The organism is Streptomyces sp. NPDC036764 (assembly GCF_055609385.1).
The window spans coordinates 1-21,150 of sequence record NZ_JBVJPT010000025.1 but is presented as its reverse complement, the minus strand read 5'-3'; the positions used below and the strand labels follow the sequence as shown (position 1 = coordinate 21,150).

Annotated in this window: 15 protein-coding genes; 12 read left to right on the top strand and 3 right to left on the bottom strand. The window is 71.1% G+C overall.

The annotated features are described in order from the left end of the window. Positions 1-53: 53 nt before the first annotated feature. Complete coding sequence (locus ACZ69Q_RS44625; protein ID WP_471054465.1) at positions 54-860, bottom strand: SAM-dependent methyltransferase; 807 nt, start codon at positions 858-860, stop codon at positions 54-56. Between the two features lie 187 nt (positions 861-1,047). Here ACZ69Q_RS44625 and ACZ69Q_RS44620 point away from each other — a divergent pair, with 187 nt between their 5' ends. The 6 genes from ACZ69Q_RS44620 (at position 1,048) to ACZ69Q_RS44595 (ending at position 8,521) form a co-directional block, all read left to right on the top strand. Then, complete coding sequence (locus ACZ69Q_RS44620) at positions 1,048-1,380, top strand: hypothetical protein (protein WP_471054463.1); 333 nt, start codon at positions 1,048-1,050, stop codon at positions 1,378-1,380. A gap of 213 nt (positions 1,381-1,593) precedes the next feature. Continuing rightward, on the top strand, positions 1,594-3,840 hold the full coding sequence (locus tag ACZ69Q_RS44615) for an MMPL family transporter (protein WP_471054462.1): 2,247 nt from the start codon (positions 1,594-1,596) through the stop codon (positions 3,838-3,840). A 213-nt stretch (positions 3,841-4,053) separates the two neighbouring features. Beyond that, positions 4,054-4,626, top strand: coding sequence for a hypothetical protein (locus ACZ69Q_RS44610; RefSeq protein ID WP_471054460.1), 573 nt, complete (start codon positions 4,054-4,056; stop codon positions 4,624-4,626). A 207-nt stretch (positions 4,627-4,833) separates the two neighbouring features. After that, positions 4,834-5,022 carry a hypothetical protein gene (locus ACZ69Q_RS44605; protein WP_471054459.1) on the top strand — a complete coding sequence of 63 codons (189 nt, stop codon included), beginning with the start codon at positions 4,834-4,836 and terminating at the stop codon, positions 5,020-5,022. A 203-nt stretch (positions 5,023-5,225) separates the two neighbouring features. Then, positions 5,226-8,282 (top strand): helix-turn-helix transcriptional regulator, encoded by a 3,057-nt coding sequence (locus ACZ69Q_RS44600; RefSeq protein ID WP_471054457.1) that lies wholly within the window; start codon positions 5,226-5,228, stop codon positions 8,280-8,282. 38 nt (positions 8,283-8,320) lie between these two features. Continuing rightward, positions 8,321-8,521 (top strand): DUF6191 domain-containing protein, encoded by a 201-nt coding sequence (locus ACZ69Q_RS44595; protein ID WP_471054455.1) that lies wholly within the window; start codon positions 8,321-8,323, stop codon positions 8,519-8,521. Between the two features lie 18 nt (positions 8,522-8,539). On the opposite strand, the gene ACZ69Q_RS44590 is transcribed toward ACZ69Q_RS44595, so the two are convergent. Beyond that, a complete protein-coding gene (locus ACZ69Q_RS44590; protein WP_471054453.1) occupies positions 8,540-9,679 on the bottom strand; it encodes a PQQ-dependent sugar dehydrogenase in 1,140 nt (379 codons plus the stop codon). A gap of 148 nt (positions 9,680-9,827) precedes the next feature. Further along, positions 9,828-10,826, bottom strand: coding sequence for an aldo/keto reductase (locus ACZ69Q_RS44585; RefSeq protein ID WP_471054451.1), 999 nt, complete (start codon positions 10,824-10,826; stop codon positions 9,828-9,830). A gap of 183 nt (positions 10,827-11,009) precedes the next feature. Here ACZ69Q_RS44585 and ACZ69Q_RS44580 point away from each other — a divergent pair, with 183 nt between their 5' ends. The 6 genes from ACZ69Q_RS44580 to serA all read left to right on the top strand — a co-directional run bounded on the left by ACZ69Q_RS44580 (position 11,010) and on the right by serA (position 21,051). Continuing rightward, a complete protein-coding gene (locus ACZ69Q_RS44580; RefSeq protein WP_471054449.1) occupies positions 11,010-11,960 on the top strand; it encodes a 2-hydroxyacid dehydrogenase in 951 nt (316 codons plus the stop codon). Positions 11,961-12,411: 451 nt separating this feature from the next. Next, positions 12,412-15,465: a putative bifunctional diguanylate cyclase/phosphodiesterase gene (locus ACZ69Q_RS44575; RefSeq protein WP_471054447.1), complete on the top strand. Its 3,054-nt coding sequence runs from the start codon at positions 12,412-12,414 to the stop codon at positions 15,463-15,465. Between the two features lie 237 nt (positions 15,466-15,702). Continuing rightward, the gene (locus tag ACZ69Q_RS44570; RefSeq protein ID WP_471054445.1) at positions 15,703-17,556 is read left to right on the top strand and encodes an acetolactate synthase large subunit; all 1,854 of its coding nucleotides are present in this window, start codon (positions 15,703-15,705) and stop codon (positions 17,554-17,556) included. Between the two features lie 21 nt (positions 17,557-17,577). Continuing rightward, the gene (ilvN, locus tag ACZ69Q_RS44565; RefSeq protein WP_394727596.1) at positions 17,578-18,102 is read left to right on the top strand and encodes an acetolactate synthase small subunit; all 525 of its coding nucleotides are present in this window, start codon (positions 17,578-17,580) and stop codon (positions 18,100-18,102) included. A 129-nt stretch (positions 18,103-18,231) separates the two neighbouring features. Then, positions 18,232-19,230 (top strand): ketol-acid reductoisomerase, encoded by a 999-nt coding sequence (gene ilvC, locus ACZ69Q_RS44560; protein WP_471054443.1) that lies wholly within the window; start codon positions 18,232-18,234, stop codon positions 19,228-19,230. A gap of 231 nt (positions 19,231-19,461) precedes the next feature. After that, on the top strand, positions 19,462-21,051 hold the full coding sequence (serA, locus tag ACZ69Q_RS44555; RefSeq protein WP_471054442.1) for a phosphoglycerate dehydrogenase: 1,590 nt from the start codon (positions 19,462-19,464) through the stop codon (positions 21,049-21,051). Positions 21,052-21,150: the final 99 nt, after the last annotated feature.

The following is a 21,150-nucleotide window of genomic DNA, read 5'->3' as shown; positions in this document are numbered from 1 at the left end:
AGCCGTACACCCCGAGGGGGACGCATCGACCGTGATGCGTCCCCCTCGGTGCGTCATCGGACGCGGCGGCCCACCAGTCGTACGAAGCCCAGCGCGCGGCCCTCGTCCCGCCGCACCATCTCGCCGACCCGGCGGGCCATCGTGCGGTGGAACTCCTCGGGGCTCTCCTCGGCGATCACCTCGCACCACAGCAGCCAGTCCCGCCAGCCGTCGTCCAGCCAGTCGGCGGCCTCCACCTCGACGGCCCCGCTGCGGGTCCAGTGACGCCGCCACCAGCCGGCGGAGTGGAAGCACCAGTAGCCGGGCTCCCACCACGGCGCGAGGTGCTCCGGCGGCTCCAGGCCGTCCGGCTCCTCCCGCAGCGCCGGCACCACGACACCGATCCGGCCGCCAGGCTTCAGCAGCCGGGTGAGAGTGGGCAGGTAGAGGTCGTCCGTGCCGAAGTACTGATACGCGTCGACGCTCACGATCGTGTCGAAGCCGCCCTCGGCGAACGGCAGATCGTGCGCCTCGGCCTTCACGGGCAGCACGCGGTCGGCGAAACCGGCCTCCGCCACGCGCCGCGCGTTGTCGTCGGGCTCGATCCACAGGTCGGCGGCGGTGACCTGGGCGTCGTACTCCCTGGCCAGGAAGACGGAGGTCATCGCCCGGCCGCAGCCCAGGTCCAGGACGCGGGCGCACGGGCGCAGCGTGTCCAGGCCGAGGGCGGGGGCCAGCCACTCCAGCAGCCAGAGGGCGTTGGGGCCCATCTGGTTCTCGACGACCCAGCGGGCGTCGTAGCTGTTGCTGCGCGGGTAGCCGGGGTGGGTCAGCCGCTTGGCGAGATCCTCATCCGAGGTCCTCGGGGTGATGTCTGGCATCGGTGAACGGGCTCCTTGAGTCCGGGGAAGCGGAAAGGGATACGGAGGAGCTCGGTCCGACGCTCAAGAAATGCACCTGCCCAGGTCGGCGGCGGTGTGCCGCAAGATGGTCGACCTTCGGAAACTAGCAGTGGGCGGCACGGCCCCGCATCGGGTTTCCGCGCGCGACGCGCTACGCTCGCCCGCCATGAGTGGACGCGGTGATTCCGAGATATCCGAGACGGGGGAGGAGCAGTCCGGCACGCCTGATTCCGACGAGCCGGACGACCTGGCGCAGGTGGCGCGGCGGGCCCGTTGGACGGCCGCCGGGACCGGGGCGCTGCTCGCCCTCGCCGGGCTGGCCGCCGCGACCCTGAGGGTCACCGGCTCGGCCCCGGCTCTGGTGCCGGCCGCCTATGCCCTCGGCGCCGGCGTCTGCGCGCTCGCCGCGTTCCTCGGCTCCCGGGGACGTACCCGGCGCGCGCTGTGGCTGCTGGTGGCCGGAGTGATGGTGATGGCGCTCGGAGACCAGTTCGACTGATGTGACAGGCGCCACTCGGCAACGACAGAGTGGCCGTTACTGTCCTGTGATCTACCTCCCACTCCTGTGAATAACCCCACGAACGGGGCAAACGATCTCTCCTGCCTGGGAGAGTTTGCTTCACATCGCTCATGCGTTCTTTGCGGGCTGTTCACTTTCTGAACGACTGAATCCCGGCCAAAGATCCAAAAATCGTCCCCCGGGAGCACGTTAGTGGCAGCCCTAGCACGCTGGTGTGTCCAACGGCGCCTCGTCGCCGTACTGCTCTGGCTCCTCGCCTTCGGCGGAGTGACCGCGGCCGCCGCCGTGACGGGCACCGCGTACTCGAACGACTACCAGGTCCCCGGAACCGAGTCCGGCCGTGCCACACAGCTCCTTCAGGACGGCTTCCCCGGCATGGGCGGCGACAGCGACACCGTCGTCTGGCACACCACGTCCGGCACCGTCCGCGCCGCCGACGTCGAACAGACCATGACGCGCACCCTGGACGAGATCGCCGAACTGCCCGGCGTCGCGGCCGTCGGCAGCCCCTACGGCAAGCAGGGCGCCGCCCAGATCAGCGAGGACGGGCACACGGCGTACGCCACCGTCACCTTCGACGACAGCGCCGAGAACCTCGACAAGGGCGAGGCACAGGCCGTGGTGAACGTGGCCCGGGACGCCGAGGCCGACGGGCTCCAGGTGGAGCTGGGCGGCACCGCCATCGGGCTCACCGAGTCGACCGGCGGGCATCTCGCCGAGATCGTCGGCGTGGCCGTCGCCGCGGTCGTGCTGTTCCTCGCCTTCGGCTCGCTCGCCGCCTCACTGCTGCCCATCGCCACAGCCCTGGTCAGTGTCGGCACGGCCTACGCCGGCATCGCCCTCCTCGGACACGCCATGACCGTGGCCGACTTCGCGCCGATGCTCGGGATGCTCATCGGGCTCGGCGTTGGCATCGACTACGCCCTGTTCATCGTCACCAGACACCGGCGCGGGCTCAAACGCGGCCTGTCCGTCACCGAGTCGATCACGAACGCCGTGGCGACCACCGGACGAGCGGTGATGTTCGCGGGCGCGACGGTGTGCATCGCCCTGCTCGGGATGCTGATCCTGCAACTGAGCTTCCTCAACGGCGTCGCGATAGCCGCCTCGCTGACCGTGGTCCTCACGGTCGCCGCCTCCGTGACCCTGCTGCCCGCCCTGCTGTCGTTCATCGGCATGCGCGCCCTCAGCCGCCGCGAGCGGCGCAAGCTGGCCGAGCACGGCCCCGAGCCCGAGGTGCCCACCGGGTTCGCCGCCCGCTGGTCGGCCTTCGTGGAGCGTCACCCCAAGGCGCTCGGCGCCGTCGCCCTCGCGGTCATCACGGTCCTCGCGCTGCCCACCCTCGGCCTGCGCCTGGGCACCTCCGACCAGGGCAACGACCCCCGGACCGCCACCACCCGCCAGGCCTACGACCTCCTCGCCGACGGCTTCGGGCCCGGCGTCAACGGCCCGCTCACCCTGGTCACCGGGGTCGACGGCGGCGACGACAAACTCGCCCTCGACAACCTCGACGCCACCTTGCGCAACACCCAGGGCGTCGAGTCGGTGACGCCGGTGACCTACAACGCCGGCGGCGACACCGCGTACCTCACCGTCGTACCGGAGTCCTCCCCGCAGTCGCAGCAGACCAGCGATCTCGTGGACCGGCTGCGCTCCGAGGTCCTGCCCCGCGCCGAGACCGGCACCTCGCTCGACGTGCAGGTCGGCGGCATGACCGCCGGCTACGACGACTTCGCCGACGTGATCGTCGGCAAGCTGCCGCTGTTCGTCGGGGTCGTCATCGGCCTGGGCTGTCTGCTGCTCCTGCTCGCCTTCCGCTCCGTCGGCATACCGCTGAAGGCCGCCGCGATGAACGTGGCCGCCGTCGCCGCCGCCTTCGGAGTCGTCGTCGCTATCTTCCAGTGGGGCTGGGGCAGCGAACTGCTGGGGCTGGGGCGCGCGGGCCCGATCGAGCCGTTCCTGCCGGTCATCATGGTCTCGGTGCTCTTCGGCCTGTCGATGGACTACCAGGTCTTCCTGGTCAGCCGGATGTACGAGGAGTGGCTGGAGACCGGCGACAACCGGCGGGCCGTACGGGTCGGCCTCGCCGAGACCAGCCGGGTGATCAACTCCGCCGCGGTCATCATGATCTCGGTCTTCCTCGCCTTCGTCCTCAGCGGCGACCGAGTGATCGCCATGTTCGGCATCGCGCTGGCCGCCGCCGTCGCCCTGGACGCCTTCGTCCTGCGCACGCTCCTCGTCCCTGCCCTGATGCACATGCTCGGCGGCGCCAACTGGTGGCTGCCGCGCTGGCTGGACAAGCGCATGCCCCGCATCAGCATCGAGCCGCCCGAGTCCCGCGCCGCCCATCAGAGGCTGGCCGCCGCGACGGACGCCGAGGTGGCGGGGGTGCTGGCCGAGGAGGAGCGACAGCGGGACGTACGCGACATCACCGGGTGACGACTCAGCCGCAGTCCGCGTTCTCGGCGTCGAAGCGGCGCGACGTCTCGCCCCGACCCGGGAGGGCGTGCGGAGGGAGGGCTACCCCTATCGTGGGGTGCGGCACGACCTCCAGGCGTCGATTCCGGCCCCCGAGGGGCGTGAGGCACGCACGCGTGCCGCCCACAACGAGCATTAAGAAAGCTCTCAGACAGCGTCCGTACGGTGCGAGGCATGGGAACGAAGACAGTGGACGAGACCGGGGCCGACACGGGCACCGACGCGAAGACCGACGAGGAGAAGGCGGACGTCACCAAGACGGCCGACGCCACCGACTCCACCGCAGCCGACCAGGCGGCGGACACCGACGAGACCGATGAGGAGGTGGCCGCCGAGGCGACGGAAGCGGCCCCCACCGGCGTCGGCCAGGGCGCGGGAGCGGTCGTCTCCGCGGCGCTCGGCCTCGTCTCCCTGACCGGCGGCTGGATCGGGACGGTCGCCGCCGCGCGCGAGACCCTCATCGGCCAGCTCGAGACCGCCTCCAACGCGAGCGTGTCCCAGCAGATCAAGGAGGTCTACGGCGATGCCTGGCAGACCTCCGCGCTGTGGGCCGGCGTGTTCGCGCTGGCCGCGCTGATCGTCGGCGTCGTGGTGCTGGCCCGTCCCGCGTTCGGGGCGCCCGGCAAGCCGCAGGCCGTGTGGATCAAGTCGGTCGCCTGGGGCGGCGTCGCGCTCGGCGTCATCGGCCTGCTGCTGGCCGTCCTCAAGTACACCGACGCACTGCTCGGCCTGCCCTCAGCGGGCTGAGTCACCGCAGGTCCGAAGGGGTCTCAGGGCCGCCGTAAGCACCTTAGACGGCGCCCTGAGGCCCCTTACGCCTGTCTAAGGCCCCGCCCGCCGGCGAAGATGCGGAACTCTCCCGATGTGGCGGACCCGCCTGGGAGAGGAAGGTTGAGGCATCGCGGAAAGCGACGCAGGAAACCACCTCTCACCAGGGAAAACGAGGAATCGACCATGTACGGGTTCGAACTCCACCACATCCGTTCCGCCGAACTGATCCGGCGGGCCGAGCACGAGCGTCTGGTCCGCGAAGCGGTCCGCAGCCGCCGCGCGGCCCGCCGCGAACGCTCCGCCCAAGGCGCCGCGGAGGCGGAGTCGCATACGTCCCGCCTGCGCAGGCACCGGCATCCACGCGCCGCGTGAGGGCCGACGGCGCTCCTCGGCCGTCGATCGATGCCGAGCCGCCCAGCTCGAGGCGGGTGCAGGCGATCTCAGCCCGTCCGGCGCTCGAGGACGAGGCCCGTTCAGGGCCGAAGCGGGGGTACGGGGGCGGCAGCCCCCGTACGACGGCGACCGCGGCGCCGGGCCCGGCGAAAACCGCTGCCGTCCTGTCGGCACGACATGCGATGCTCGCCCCCGTGGAGAGCAGGTCGGTAAGTCCCGTGTTCGTCGGTCGCGCAGCCGAGTTGGAGACACTGAACGAGGCGCTCGCCCGTGCCGCCGCGGGCGAGCCGCAGGCATGGGTGCTCGGCGGTGAGGCCGGGGTCGGCAAGACCCGTCTCGTCGAGGAGTTCGCCACCGCCGCCGCCCGCGAAGGGGCCGTCGTCGTGCTCGGCGGCTGCGTCGAGATCGGCGCCGACGGCCTGCCGTTCGCCCCGTTCTCCACGGCGCTGCGCGCCCTGCGCCGCGAACTGCCCGACGAGCTGGCCGCAGCGGCCGCCGGCCAGGAGGAGGAACTCGCCCGGCTTCTCCCGGAGTTGGGCGAAAGCGCCCCCTCCCGCGGAAGTGACCGCTCCGACGAGGAGGGCATGGCCCGCCTCTTCGAGCTCACCGCCCGCCTCCTGGAACGCGTTGCCGCGGTCCGAACGGTCGTCGTGGCCCTTGAGGACCTGCACTGGGCCGACGCCTCCACCCGCCACCTGCTCGCCTATCTCTTCCGCACCCTGCGCACCGGCCGCCTGATCGTCCTCGCCACCTACCGCTCCGACGACATCCACCGCCGCCACCCGCTGCGCCCGCTCCTCGCCGAACTCGACCGGCTGCGCACGGTCCGCCGCATCGAACTCGGCCGCTTCAACCGCGCCGAGGTCGGCCGCCAGATCGCCGGCATCCTGGCCCACGAACCCGACCCGGCCCAGGTCGACGAGATCTTCGAACGCTCCGACGGCAACGCCTTCTTCGTCGAGGAACTCGCCGTCGCCGCCCACGAGGGGAGTTGCACCGGCCTCACCGACTCCCTGCGCGACCTGCTCCTGGTCCGCGTCGAGAGGCTGCCCGAGAGCGCCCAGCGGGTCGCCCGGATCGTCGCCGAGGGCGGCTCCACCGTCGAGTACCGGCTGCTGGCGGCCGTCGCCCAGCTCGCCGAGGACGACCTCATCGAGGCGCTGCGGGCCGCCGTGGGCGCCAACATCCTCATCGCCGCGCCCGGCGACGACGGCTACCGATTCCGGCACTCCCTGGTCCGCGAGGCCGTCGGCGACGACCTGCTGCCCGGCGAACGCTCGCGCCTCAACCGCCGCTACGCCGAAGCCCTGGAGGCCGACCCGGCGCTCGTCCCGGCCGGCGAGCGCGTCATGCGGCTGGCCAGCTACTGGTACCACGCCCACGACCCGGCCAAGGCTCTGCCCGCTGTCCTGGACGCCTCCGTCACCGCCCGCCGCCGGCACGCCCACTCCGAGCAACTGCGGCTGCTGGAACGCGCGATGGAGCTGTGGGACTCCGCGCCCGAGGACATCCGCGCCACACTGCGCCCCGTCGACTACACCGAGGTCTACCCGCCCTGCGGCTGCGACCCCGCCACCACACCCCTGCGCTATCTCGACCTGATGGCGGAGGCCGCCGTCGCCGGGCGGCGCTGCGGGGAACGCGAACGCGCCCTGAAGATCACCAAGCGGGCACTGCACCTGCTGGAGGAGGACGGCGAACCCCTGCGCGCCGCCTGGTTCTGGGTCCAGCGCTCCCGCCTGGTGCAGGCCCTGGCGCGCGGCGACGGCTGGCAGGAGCTGGGCACCGCCCAGGAACTGGTGCGCGGCCTGCCGCCGTCCGAGGTGCACGCCGAGGTGCTGGCCACCGCGGCCAACTGGTCGATGCTGCGCGCCCCCGGCCCCGACGCCATGTCGGCCGCCCAGCGGGCCGTCGAGTACGCCCGCATGGTGGGCGCCGAGGACATCGAACTCAATGCGCGCCTCACCCTCGGCAACCTCATGGTCGACGCCGGCGACATCGACGCCGGCCTGGCCCAGATGCACGAGGTCAAGGAGGAGGTGCTGGCCCGCGGCCTCACCACGGTGGTGGGCCGCAGCCATGTGAACCTGCCCTCCGCGCTCGAAGGCATCGGCCGCTCGCAGGACGCCGTCGGCATCCTGCGCGAGGGGCTGCGCCTGACCCAGGAGTGGGGTCTGCGTGACTCCGAGGCCTGGATGTGGACGAACCTCGCCGAGTCGCTGATCTCCCTGGGCCACTGGGCCGAGGCCGCCGAAGCCGCGGTGAACGCCCAGCGCACGGGGCAGTCCGCCAAGCCGCACGGCGGAGCCTCCAACCGCCTCGCCCAGCTAGCCCTCGCCCGCGGGGAGGTCGCCGAGGCCGCCCACCATCTCGCCGCCGCCCGCGCCTCCTACGGCACCCACGACCCCATGCCGCAGAACAACCTGCCGATGTCCTTCCTCGCCCTGGGCACAGCCGCTGCCGAGGGCCGGCTCCTCGACGCCCGCGCGGAGGCCGACCGGGCCCTGAACGCCGGCTTCCCGCCCGGCACCCACCGCTATGCCTGGCCGCTGCTGCTGGCCGCCGCCGTCGCCGAGTCCGACGCCCGCGCCCAAGCGCTGCCCACCGCGCAGGAGGGCCGCGCCGCCTTCCTGCAGCGGCTCTTCGAGGCCGTCCGCAAGCTCACCACGGGCGCGCCCCTGTGGCTGGCCTACGAGAAGTGGACGCGGGCCGAACTCGACCGGGCTGACGGCCGGACCGCCACCGACACCTGGTCGGACGTGGTCACCGCCTTCGAGGCCCTGGAGCGGCCCTACGACCTCGCCCAGGTCCGCCACCGCCTGGCCGAGGCCCTGCTCGCCATCGGCGGCGACGACGAGCGCGCCCGCGCCACCGAACTGCTCCGCCTCACCCGGGCCACCGCCGCCCACCTCGGCGCCCGTCCGCTCGCCGACGCCGCGGCCCAGCTTGCCCAGCGGGCCCGCCTCACCCTGACCTCGGTGCCGCACCTGCCCACGGCCGACCCCGCCGACTCCCTCGGCCTCACCACCCGCGAACGGGACGTCCTGCGCCTGGTCTCCGCCGGCCGCACCAACCGGCAGATCGCCGAGGAACTCTTCATCTCCCCGAAGACGGCCAGCGTCCATGTCTCGAACATCCTCGGCAAGCTCGGCGTCTCGGGGAGGGGCGAGGCCGCCGCCGTGGCGCATCGGATGGGGCTGTTTCCGGCCGAAACGCTCACATCCGGGATGAGCGGCTGAGGCATACGCTGTAAGGGACGTCGGCTCCGGGAGGTTCCGTGTTCAACGCGTTCGAGGAACTCTTCGCGCCCGGTCGCAAGCACACGCGCGACGAACAAAACCGTCTGGAACTGACCCGCGAGGACGTCGGCGACAACGACCCCGGACGTGGGCCGATAGATCTCGCGTCCGGGAAGGTCGTCGTACGACCGCCCGAGCCGCCCATCGAGGAGGGCGACGAGGGCGACGGCGAGGAGTAGCGAGAAGCCGGGGCCCGCTCAGGTCACCTGGAGCTCCAGGATCCGGTCGTCCCCGTCCTTGGGGTCGCCCCGCCCGTCCGTGTTGCTGGTCATCAGCCACAGCTTGTCGCTGCCCGCCGGGACCACCGTCCGCAGCCGGCCGTACTCACCCTGCAGGAAGGCCTGCGGGTCCGCCGATGCCTCCGTGCCGTTCAGAGGGATGCGCCACAGGCGCTGGCCCTTCAGGCCGGCCATCCAGACGGAGCCCTCGGCGTAGGCGATGCCGCTGGGGGAGGCGTCGTCGGTGCCCCACTGGGCCAGGGGGCTGTGGAAGGCGCTGTCGTCCGACTTGCCCTCGGCCTTCGGCCAGCCGTAGTTGTCGCCCGGTTTGATCGCGTTCAGCTCGTCCCAGGTGTCCTGGCCGAACTCGGAGGCGAACAGGCGCTGCTTGGAGTCCCAGGACAGGCCCTGCACATTGCGGTGGCCGTACGAGTACACGGGGGAGTCGGGGAAGGGGTTGCCCGGCGCAGGCTCGCCCTGCGGCGTCAGACGCAGGATCTTTCCGCCCAGGGACTCCTTGTCCTGGGACAGGCCCGTGTCACCGCTCTCGCCGGTGCCCGCGTACAGCATCTTGTCCGGGCCGAACGCGATCCGGCCGCCGTTGTGGATGTAGCCCTTGGGGATGCCCTTGAAGATCGTGTCGGGCGCGCCGAGCTGGTCGCCCGACGCCCGCTGCTCGTCGTAGAGCATGCGCACGATGCGGTTGTCCGAGGCCGAGGTGAAGTACGCGTAGATCATGTGGTCGGAGGCGTAGTCCGGGGACAGGGCCAGGCCCATCAGGCCGCCCTCGCCCGCCGGTGACACCCCCGGCACCTCGCCCAGCTCGGTCTTCTTGCCGCTCTCGCCGTCGACGCGGGTGATCGTGGCGTCGTCGCGGGAGGAGACGAGCAGGTCGCCGTCAGGGAGCGGGGCCAGTCCCCACGGGGTGTTCAGGCCCTCGGCGACCGTGCGCACCACCTTGACCGTGCCCTGTGCCGGTGGGGTCTCGGCCGCCCGTCCGGTGGGCGAGGCCGTGGTCCTGCCCGGTGGCTTGTCTCCGCCCTTGCCCGGCGAGTCCCCGTCACCGGAGGAGCAGCCGGCCGTCAGCAGGAGTGCGGCCGCGGCCAATACGGCCGACACAGCTCGACGTTGCACGATCACGGTCCCTTCGATGCGGCGGGTTCTACTGTTCTTACACCGCTCGCGCCTCAGAGGTTCCCGATCCATGAACCTTGGATCAGCGCCGCCCCGGGCCGCTGCCATCCGGGGCAGCGGGACCCCCCGTGGCTCAGTCCCAGGATCCCTGCGCCCCCGGCAGCTCCGCCACCTCGGCCAGGTCCTCCGGGGACAGCCGCAGCGCCTCGGCGCCCGCGTTCTCCGTCACCCAGCGTTCCTGCTTGGTGCCCGGTATCGCGACGACGTGCCGGCCCTGGGCCAGTACCCACGCCAGTGCCACCTGTGCCGGCGTGACCGCCGCACCGTGCCGGGCCGCGACTCGGCGCAGGCCGGCCACGATCGGCTGGTTCGACGCCATCATCTCCGCGGTGAAGCGTGGATGCCGGGCGCGCACGTCGTCCGGTTCGAAGCCCTGGCCCGGGGTGAGCGTGCCGGTCAGGAAGCCGTTGCCCAGCGGCATCGCCGCCAGGAAGCCGACCCCGCGGGCCTCGCACCACGGCAGCAGCGCCTCCAGCGCCTCGGGCGACCACACCGACAGCTCGGCCTGCACCGCACTCACCGGAAAGACCTGCTGCACCCGCTGCAACTGCCGGATCGTCGCGTCGTGCAGACGCGTGCCGAGGCGGCGGCCACCTCGCGCACCCACCGCGCACAGCCCCAACGCCCGTACCTTTCCGGCCCGGACGAGCTCCGCCATCGCGCCCCACGTCTCCTCGACGGGGACCTCGGGGTCGGCGCGGTGCAGTTGGTAGAGATCGATCACGTCGGTCTGAAGGCGGCGCAGAGAGGCGTCGCAGGCCCGCTTCACATAGCCGGGGCGGCCGTTGGCCACGATGTGCTGCTCGCCGACCAGCAGACCGACCTTGGTCGACACGAACGCGTCCTGGCGGCGCTCCTTCAACACCCGCCCCACCAGCAGCTCGTTGGTGAACGGGCCGTACATGTCGGCCGTGTCCAGCAGCGTCGAGCCCAGATCGAGCGCCCGGTGCACCGCCCTGACCGACTCCTCGCCGCGCTGCCGCGACGAGCTGTAGGCCCAGCTCATCGGCATGCACCCGAGCCCGACGGTTCCCACCGCGAGTGCCGCCGCGCCGATCGTCCTGCGCTCCACCTGGCCGTAACCCTCCCTCTTCCGGCACCCCAACCTAACCTCTGCACTCCGGTTCGCCCGACCTAGGGCCTGCCCGACGGGTCGGGCCAGGGTCGCGGGGCACCACATCCCGCTCACCAGCGATGATCAGACGCCGGTACGTTTCTTCGGCCTGACCCGCCGGAAGGCTCTAGCCTCCTGACCATGACTGCTGACGTGTGGCTCCCCATCCCGCCGGAGGACATCGAGGGCCTGCCCGAAGGCCCCGCCTACCGCTTCTGGAACGGCGCCGAGGACTTCCCCGCGGACCCGGCCCGGTGCGCCTTCTATGTCGTCCCGTACATGAAGCCGCCCGGGCTCGGGCAGCGTCCCCTGCCGCAGATGACCCACCTGGAGGTCGTGCAGACCCTCTCCGCCGGCACCGACCACGTGGAGCCGGGCCTGAAGCACCTGCGGCCCGGCGTACGGCTGTGCAACGCGCGCGGGGTGCACGAGGCGAGCACCGGCGAACTCACGCTCACCCTGATCCTCGCCTCGCTGCGCGGCGTTCCCGACTTCGTGCGGGCGCAGGACAGGGGGGAGTGGCTCGGCGGGTTCCGTCCCGCGCTGGCGGACAAGAACGTCCTCATCGTGGGATACGGCTCGATCGGTGCCGCCATCGAGGACCGGCTCGAACCTTTTGAACTCGCGCGGGTGGCGCGCGTCGCGCGCTCGCAGCGCACCACGGCGCGCGGCGAAGTGCATCCGCTCACCGAACTGCCCGCACTGCTTCCGGAAGCCGACGTCGTCATCCTGTCCACACCCTTGACGGATGCCACCCGGCACCTGGCAGACGCCGACTTCCTGGCCCGCATGAAGGACGGCGCGCTGCTGGTCAACGTCGCCCGCGGAGCCGTCGTGGACACCAAGGCGCTGCTGGCCGAGCTGGAGACCGGGCGCATCACCGCCGCCCTCGATGTCACCGACCCCGAACCGCTGCCCCGGGAGCACCCCCTGTGGCGGGCCCCGGGCCTGCTGATCAGCCCCCATGTCGGGGGGCCGACGTCCGCGTTCCTGCCGCGCGCCAAGCGGTTGCTGGTGGACCAGTTGAGTCGTTATGTGAACCGGGAGCCGTTGCGCAACGTGATCCTTACGACGGGCGCGACACACGCGTGACGCTCACGGGTTGAGCATCGGGCGGATGCCGTGCGTGTCGCGCGTAACAGGCCCATAATCCGGTTCGAGTACCGTCCGCAACCTCCCGGAAGCGGTCCGTACTCGCATATGCGCTGGTCGTCACGGAGCGTAGAGGTGCTATGTCCCTGAGTGACGAGACTGGTGTATCGTCCCGACAGGGGCAGCGCCGCGTACTTTCGGCGCCGGGGATGGACATTTCAGATTTGTGAGGGGGGCGACGGGCGATGCACGGCCTACCTACGAGCGATCCGACGCGACAGGGCCGTCGGCGGCGACCCTGGCGAACGGCCGCGCGCGGACGCGGCCACAACGGCACCCATGGCTGCCGTCACAACCATCACCACCGCAGGCACAGCAGCCGCAGGCGGCATCCGCACCCGGTGCAACGGGACCCTCGGGACCCGCGAGCGGCGCGGACCGGGAGGGACCGGTGAGCTCGCCACCGCCCTCCACGACGACGCTCGACGGAGCGCTGCGGGCACAGCGGCCGTCGGCTGTGACGCTGCCTCGTCCCTCGTCGAGCGGCAACGGCTCGGGACTGTTCCCGCAACTGACTCTGGCCCTGGTGTGCGCGGTATACGCCGTCGGTTCCGCGCTCGGCTGGGGTTCGGACCAACTGGCGCTGATCATGGGCGACTTCGGGCTGGCGGCCGCGGCGGGAGCAGCCGCCGTGTCCTGCTTCCGCTACGCCCGAAGCCGCCGTATCCGCTTTCGACCCGCATGGCTGCTGTTCGCCCTCTCCTCGGCCATGGCGGCCCTCGGCAACCTGGTCTGGGGGTGGTACGAGGTCGTCCTGGAGCGGCCCGTGCCCAGCCCCTCCTACGCCGACGGGTTCTTCCTGTGCTTCGCGCCGCCCGCCATCGTGGGACTCCTGGTGCTCGCCAAGCGCCCGGTGACCAAGGCGGGCTGGGTCTGCCTCGGGCTGGACGCCTGGCTGATCGGCGGCTCGCTGCTGACGCTCGCGTGGAGCCTCGCCCTGGCCCAGGCGGCCAAGATCGACGCCGGCGGCGCGGCGAGCGTGGCGCACACCGCGCTCTCGCTGGCCTACCCGCTGCTCGACATCGCGCTGGTCAGCATGGTGCTCGCGCTGCACTTCCGGCGCTCCTCGGCCAACCGCACCGCGGTCAACACCGCGATCGGCGCGCTCGCCCTGACCGTGATGTGCGACGCCCTGTTCACCTCGCCGCTGCTGCACAACAGCTATCACTCCGGCCAGCTCCTCGACGCGGGCTGGTTCGCCGGCTCGCTGCTCCTGGCGTACGCGCCGTGGGCCGCGCCCCGGCAGGGGCAGGAGGACTGCGACCGGCACGGCTCGACGGGCCACACGCGCGTGGTGCACGAGCACGTGCCCGGACAGCGGGGCGGGGGCCATCACCACACCCCCGCGCAGGGAGGCGATCACACCCGGTACCCGGTCACCCGGCCGATCGCCGGCTCGCTGGCCGCGCTCACGCCGTACCTCGCCGCCGCGGTGTGCACCCTGGGCATCCTCTACAACGTCCTCAACGGCCGCAGCGTCGACCGCGTGGTGCTGATCACCGGCGGCACCGTCGTGCTGGCGCTCGTGATGCGCCAGGGCATCATGCTGCTCGACAACATCACCCTCACCCAGGAGCTGGCGCAGAAGGAGAACCACTTCCGCTCCCTGGTGCAGGGCTCCAGCGACGTCATCATGATCGCCGCGCCCAACGGCATCCTCCGGTACGTCTCCCCGGCCGCCGCCGGGGTCTACGGCCGCTCCGCCGAGGATCTGGTGGGTTCGGAACTGGCCAGTCTCATCCACCCGGAGGACCTGGGCTGCGTGGTGCACGAGGTGCGCCGCTTCCTCGCCGCCAGCCCACTCGAGGAACCCACTACGCGCATCGAGTGCCGCTTCCGGTCCGGGGGCGGGGGCACCTCCCGCTCGGGCGAAGCCGAGAGCGGGGGAGGCTGGCTCAACGTCGAGTCGACCGTCAACCGGCACCACGGCGGCCTCATCTTCAACAGCCGGGACGTGACCGAAAGAGTGCGCCTGCAGGCGCAGCTCCAGCACAACGCCGAGCACGACCCACTCACCGACCTGCCCAACCGCGCCCTGTTCACCAAGCGCGTCCAGCAGGCCCTTTCCGGCCGCCGGGCCTCCGACCGGGGCCTCGCCCTGCGTAACACCGCCGTCCTCTTCATCGACCTCGACGGGTTCAAGGGCGTCAACGACACGATCGGGCACCAGGCCGGGGACGAGCTCCTCGTCCAGGCCGCCCGCAGACTCCAGGACGCGGTCCGGCAGGGCGACACCGCCTCCCGGCTGGGCGGCGACGAGTTCGCGGCCCTGATCGTCGGGGACAACACGCGCGACCGCACCGCCCGTGAACGACACATCCTGGAGCTCGCCGACCGCCTCAGGGCGACGCTGTCGCAGCCCTACCTCATCGACGGCAACGATGTCCGGATCAACGCCTCCATCGGCGTCGCCTTCGCCGAACCGGGCCTCGGCGCGGGGGAGTTGCTGCGCAACGCCGACCTGGCCATGTACCGCGCGAAGGCGGGCGGCAAGGGCCGCGTCGAGCTCTACAAGCCGCAGATGCAGCAGGACGTCGTACGCAAGGCGGAGCTGGCCACGCGGCTGCGTGCCGCGCTGCATGACGGCGAGTTCGCGCTGCTGCACCAGCCGGTGGTGTCTTTGGAGGACGGCCGGATCGCCTCGGTCGCCGCCCAGGCGCGCTGGCGGTCCTCGCAAGGGGTGCTGTTCACGCCCGCGGAGTTCCTGCGGGTGGCCGAGGACAGCGACAAGACCGCCGAGCTGGGCCGCTGGATGCTGGAGGAGGCCGTCGAGCAGGCAGCCGAGCGCACCGCGACCGGGCTCGGCGTGCCCATCGCGGTCCGGATGGGCGCGCGCCGGCTGCTGGACCGGTCGATGCCGCTCGGCTCGATCGAAGCGCTGCTGACGCGGTACGGGCTGCCGTCCGGGTCGCTGGTCATCGAGCTGTCCGACCTCGACCCCCGGATCTCGCTGGATGACCTGGAGCGCCGCCTGAGCGGCCTGCGCAGACTCGGCGTCCGGGTCGCCCTGGACGGCTTCGGCAGCGGCTACGCGGCGATCACCGCGCTGCGCAGGCTCCCCGTCGACGTGCTCAAGCTCGACCGCGGGCTGGTCGAGGGCGTCGTCGAGTCCGCGCGGCTGCACAAGATCACCGGCGGGCTGCTGCGGATCGCCGGCGACCTCGGGCTGCAGTCCGTGGCCGACGGCGTGGACCTGCCCGAGCAGGTCGTCGCGCTGCGGGCGATGGGGTGCACGCACGGGCAGGGCATGGCGTTCTCCGGGCCACTGGACGAGTACCGGCTGCGCCGGGCGCTCAGTTCCGGCCACTATCCGGTGCCGCACGGGCCGGCGGAGCCCGCGTTCGCCGGTGGGGGTGCGGGGGTGTACACCAGTGGTGTACCCGCTGTTCTCGGAGGCGGCAGTGCCCTTCGCTCACATAATGAGACTCCCGTCCCACCCACTTGACAGTGGGTGTGCGGCGGGGGGAGGGTCAGTGCCATGCGCACCCGAATTCTCGTACTTGGAAAGCGCGTCGGCTGAAGCTGGTGACGTCCGGACAGACCCGGAACTCCCAGCGACCACCACCGGCGCGCTCCCCTCGCTTGCCTTACGGCACGAGGGGTTTTTTGTTGCACAGGCACCAGTCGTGCAGCATCGAAACTCCGCTCAAACCTCGCAAAAACCCTCAGCATCGAGAAGAGAATGCCGATGACCGAGCAGGCCACCGGGGCCCATAATCCGCAGCCGCGGCCCCGATCCGGACAGCAGTCCGCCCCAGAGCACGTCACGGGTGCGCAGTCCCTCATCCGTTCGCTCGAGGAGGTCGGCGCCGACACGGTATTCGGCATTCCCGGTGGTGCGATCCTTCCGGCGTACGACCCGCTGATGGACTCCACCAAGGTGCGTCACGTCCTGGTCCGCCACGAGCAGGGCGCCGGTCACGCCGCCACCGGCTATGCGCAGGCCACCGGCCGGGTCGGCGTCTGCATGGCGACCTCCGGACCGGGTGCCACCAACCTGGTCACGCCGATCGCCGACGCGCACATGGACTCGGTGCCGCTCGTGGCGATCACCGGGCAGGTCGCGTCCAAGGCGATCGGTACCGACGCCTTCCAGGAAGCGGACATCGTCGGCATCACGATGCCGATCACCAAGCACAACTTCCTCGTCACCAAGGCGGAGGACATCCCGCGGGTGATCGCGCAGGCGTTCCACATCGCCTCCACCGGCCGCCCCGGCCCGGTCCTCGTCGACATCGCCAAGGACGCCCTCCAGGCGAAGACCACCTTCTCCTGGCCGCCCGTCATGGACCTGCCCGGCTACCGGCCCGTCACCAAGCCGCACGCCAAGCAGATCCGCGAGGCCGCCAAGCTGATCACCGCCGCCAAGCGGCCGGTCCTGTACGTCGGCGGCGGTGTCATCAAGGCCGGCGCCACCGCCGAGCTGAAGGTCCTCGCCGAACTCACCGGAGCGCCCGTCACCACCACCCTGATGGCGCTCGGCGCATTCCCCGACAGCCACCCGCTGCACGTGGGAATGCCGGGCATGCACGGTGCGGTCACCGCCGTCACCGCGCTGCAGAAGGCCGACCTGATCGTCGCCCTCGGAGCCCGCTTCGACGACCGCGTCACCGGCAAGCTGGACAGCTTCGCCCCGTACGCCAAGATCGTCCACGCCGACATCGACCCGGCCGAGATCGGCAAGAACCGCGCCGCCGACGTGCCGATCGTCGGGGACGCCCGCGAGGTCATCGCCGACCTGGTCCAGGCCGTCCAGAAGGAGCACGCCGAGGGCCACAAGGGCGACTACACCGCCTGGTGGAAGGATCTGAGCCGCTGGCGGGACACCTACCCGCTCGGCTACGACCAGCCCGAGGACGGCTCGCTGTCCCCGCAGCAGGTCATCGAGCGCATCGGCCAACTCGCCCCCGAGGGCACGGTCTTCGCGGCGGGCGTCGGCCAGCACCAGATGTGGGCCGCGCACTTCGTCCAGTACGAGAAGCCCGCGACCTGGCTGAACTCCGGCGGCGCCGGAACGATGGGCTACGCGGTCCCGGCCGCGATGGGCGCCAAGGCCGGCGTGCCGGACCGGACCGTCTGGGCGATCGACGGTGACGGCTGCTTCCAGATGACCAATCAGGAACTCACCACCTGCGCCCTGAACAACATCCCGATCAAGGTCGCCATCATCAACAACGGCGCCCTCGGGATGGTCCGCCAGTGGCAGACCCTCTTCTACAACCAGCGCTACTCCAACACCGTGCTGCACTCCGGCCCGGAGGCCGACGGCAAGCAGCCGAGCGCCGGCACCCGCGTCCCCGACTTCGTGAAGCTGTCGGAGGCCATGGGCTGCTACGCGATCCGCTGCGAGAACCCCGCCGACCTCGACAAGGTCATCGAAGAGGCGAACTCCATCAACGACCGCCCGGTCGTCGTCGACTTCATCGTCCACGAGGACGCCATGGTGTGGCCGATGGTCGCCGCCGGCACCTCCAACGACGAGATCATGGCCGCCCGGGACGTGCGCCCCGACTTCGGCGACAACGAAGACGACTGAGCGAGAGAGACGTAAAAGACCATGTCCAAGCACACGCTCTCCGTCCTGGTGGAGAACACGCCGGGCATCCTCGCCCGGATCGCCGCCCTGTTCTCCCGCCGCGGCTTCAACATCGACTCGCTCGCGGTGGGCGTCACCGAGCACCCCGACATCTCCCGCATCACCATCGTGGTGAGCGTCGACGACCTCCCGCTGGAGCAGGTGACGAAGCAGCTCAACAAGCTCGTCAACGTGCTGAAGATCGTCGAACTGGAGCCGGGTTCGGCCGTTCAGCGCGAACTCGTTCTGGTGAAGGTGCGCGCCGACAACGAGACCCGCTCCCAGATCATCGAGATCGTCCAACTGTTCCGCGCCAAGACCGTCGACGTCTCCCCGGAGGCCGTCACCATCGAGGCCACCGGCTCCAGCGACAAGCTGGAGGCCATGCTGAAGATGCTGGAGCCGTTCGGCATCAAGGAGCTCGTCCAGTCCGGCACGATCGCGATCGGCCGCGGCGCGCGCTCGATCACGGACCGGTCGCTGCGGGCGCTCGACCGCTCCGCATAAGGGTGCGTTCGGACGGTCGGGTGACACCGGCCGTCCGGATTCCGCCCGTATAGCGAGACCCGGAAACTTCCCTTCCCCCCGCCGTCATACGGTGGGACGCAACACCTGCACACAAGGAGAGAACCCAAAGTGGCCGAGCTGTTCTACGACGCCGACGCCGACCTGTCCATCATCCAGGGCCGCAAGGTCGCGGTCATCGGTTACGGCAGCCAGGGCCACGCCCACGCGCTGTCGCTCCGTGACTCGGGTGTCGACGTGCGTGTCGGTCTGCACGAGGGCTCCAAGTCCAAGGCGAAGGCCGAGGAGCAGGGCCTGCGCGTGGTGAGCCCGTCGGAGGCCGCCGCCGAGGCCGACGTCATCATGATCCTGGTCCCGGACCCGATCCAGGCCCAGGTCTACGAGGAGCACATCGCCCCGAACCTGAACGACGGCGACGCCCTGTTCTTCGGTCACGGCCTGAACATCCGCTACGGCTTCATCAAGCCCCCGGCCGGCGTCGACGTCTGCATGGTCGCCCCCAAGGGCCCGGGCCACCTGGTCCGCCGCCAGTACGAGGAGGGCCGCGGCGTTCCGTGTATCGCCGCCGTCGAGCAGGACGCCACGGGCAACGCCTTCGCGCTGGCCCTGTCGTACGCCAAGGGCATCGGCGGCACCCGCGCCGGCGTCATCAAGACGACCTTCACCGAGGAGACCGAGACCGACCTGTTCGGTGAGCAGGCCGTTCTCTGCGGTGGTACGGCCGCGCTGGTCAAGGCCGGTTTCGAGACGCTGACCGAGGCCGGCTACCAGCCGGAGATCGCGTACTTCGAGTGCCTGCACGAGCTGAAGCTGATCGTGGACCTCATGTACGAGGGCGGCCTGGAGAAGATGCGCTGGTCGATCTCCGAGACCGCCGAGTGGGGCGACTACGTCACCGGCCCGCGGATCATCACCGACGCCACCAAGGCCGAGATGAAGCAGGTCCTCGCCGAGATCCAGGACGGCACCTTCGCCCAGGCCTGGATGGACGAGTACCACGGCGGTCTGAAGAAGTACAACGAGTACAAGAAGCAGGACTCCGAGCACCTGCTGGAGACCACCGGCAAGGAGCTGCGCAAGCTCATGAGCTGGGTGAACGAGGAGGCGTAAGCCTCAGCCGACGGGGCCGGAGCATGCTGCTCCGGCCCCGTTGTCCAACCCGTCACATCACGGACGGGTGATCCTTCCGCAGAGGCGCAAGAGGGCCTCCGCCGCGCCACTACACTGGCGCACAACATACGCGTCAGGCCCACAGCGTCGTGCGTCTTCCACGCGGCCACCACCCCTCCACCGCCTGCGGCCGTCGGGACGGCCGTCCGCAATGGACATGTGAGGACTCACGTGAGCTCGAAACCCGTCGTACTCATCGCCGAAGAGCTGTCGCCCGCGACCGTGGACGCGCTCGGCCCCGACTTCGAGATCCGGCACTGCAACGGAGCGGACCGAGCCGAGCTGCTCCCGGCCATCGCCGACGTGGACGCGATCCTGGTCCGCTCCGCCACCAAGGTCGACGCAGAGGCCATCGCCGCCGCCAAGAAGCTCAAGGTCGTCGCGCGAGCCGGCGTCGGCCTGGACAACGTCGACGTCTCCGCCGCCACCAAGGCCGGCGTGATGGTCGTCAACGCCCCCACCTCGAACATCGTGACCGCCGCCGAGCTGGCCTGCGGTCTGCTGCTCGCCACCGCCCGCAACATCCCGCAGGCCAACGCCGCGCTGAAGAACGGCGAGTGGAAGCGGAGCAAGTACACGGGCGTGGAGCTCGCCGAGAAGACCCTCGGGGTCGTCGGCCTCGGCCGTATCGGCGCTCTCGTCGCGCAGCGCATGTCCGCCTTCGGTATGAAGGTCGTCGCCTACGACCCCTATGTGCAGCCCGCGCGCGCCGCGCAGATGGGCGTGAAGGTGCTGTCGCTGGACGAGCTGCTCGAGGTCTCCGACTTCATCACCGTCCACCTGCCCAAGACCCCCGAGACCGTCGGCCTGATCGGCGACGAGGCGCTGCGCAAGGTCAAGCCGAGCGTGCGCATCGTCAACGCCGCGCGCGGCGGGATCGTCGACGAGGAGGCGCTGTACTCCGCCCTCAAGGAGGGCCGGGTCGCCGGTGCCGGTCTGGACGTGTACGCGAAGGAGCCCTGCACGGACTCCCCGCTGTTCGAGTTCGACCAGGTCGTCTCCACCCCGCACCTCGGTGCCTCCACCGACGAGGCGCAGGAGAAGGCCGGTATCGCCGTCGCCAGGTCGGTGCGCCTCGCGCTCGCCGGTGAGCTGGTCCCGGACGCAGTCAACGTCCAGGGCGGCGTCATCGCCGAGGACGTCAAGCCGGGTCTGCCGCTCGCCGAGCGCCTCGGCCGTATCTTCACGGCGCTCGCCGGTGAGGTCGCGGTCCGCCTCGACGTCGAGGTGTACGGCGAGATCACCCAGCACGATGTGAAGGTGCTGGAGCTGTCCGCCCTCAAGGGTGTCTTCGAGGACGTCGTCGACGAGACGGTGTCGTACGTCAACGCCCCGCTGTTCGCGCAGGAGCGCGGCGTCGAGGTGCGGCTGACGACCAGCTCGGAGTCGGCCGACCACCGCAACGTCGTCACCGTGCGCGGCACGCTCGCGGGCGGCGAGGAGGTGTCGGTCTCCGGCACGCTGGCCGGCCCCAAGCACCTCCAGAAGATCGTCGCGGTCGGCGAGTACGACGTGGACCTCGCGCTGGCCGACCACATGGCCGTGCTGCGCTACGAGGACCGTCCGGGTGTCGTCGGCACCGTCGGCCGCATCCTCGGCGAGGCCGGTATCAACATCGCCGGTATGCAGGTGTCGCGTGCGGTCGCCGGTGGCGAGGCGCTGGCCGTCCTCACCGTCGACGACACGGTGCCCGCCGGGGTGCTGGCCGAGGTCGCGGCGGAGATCGGGGCGACGTCCGCTCGTGCCGTGAACCTGACCTGAGCAGCGGGGGTGGGGGGGGGGGGGGGGGGGGGGGGGGGGGGGGGGGGGGGGGGGGGGGGGGGGGGGGGGGGGGGGTGGAGGGGGGGGGGGGGGGAGAGG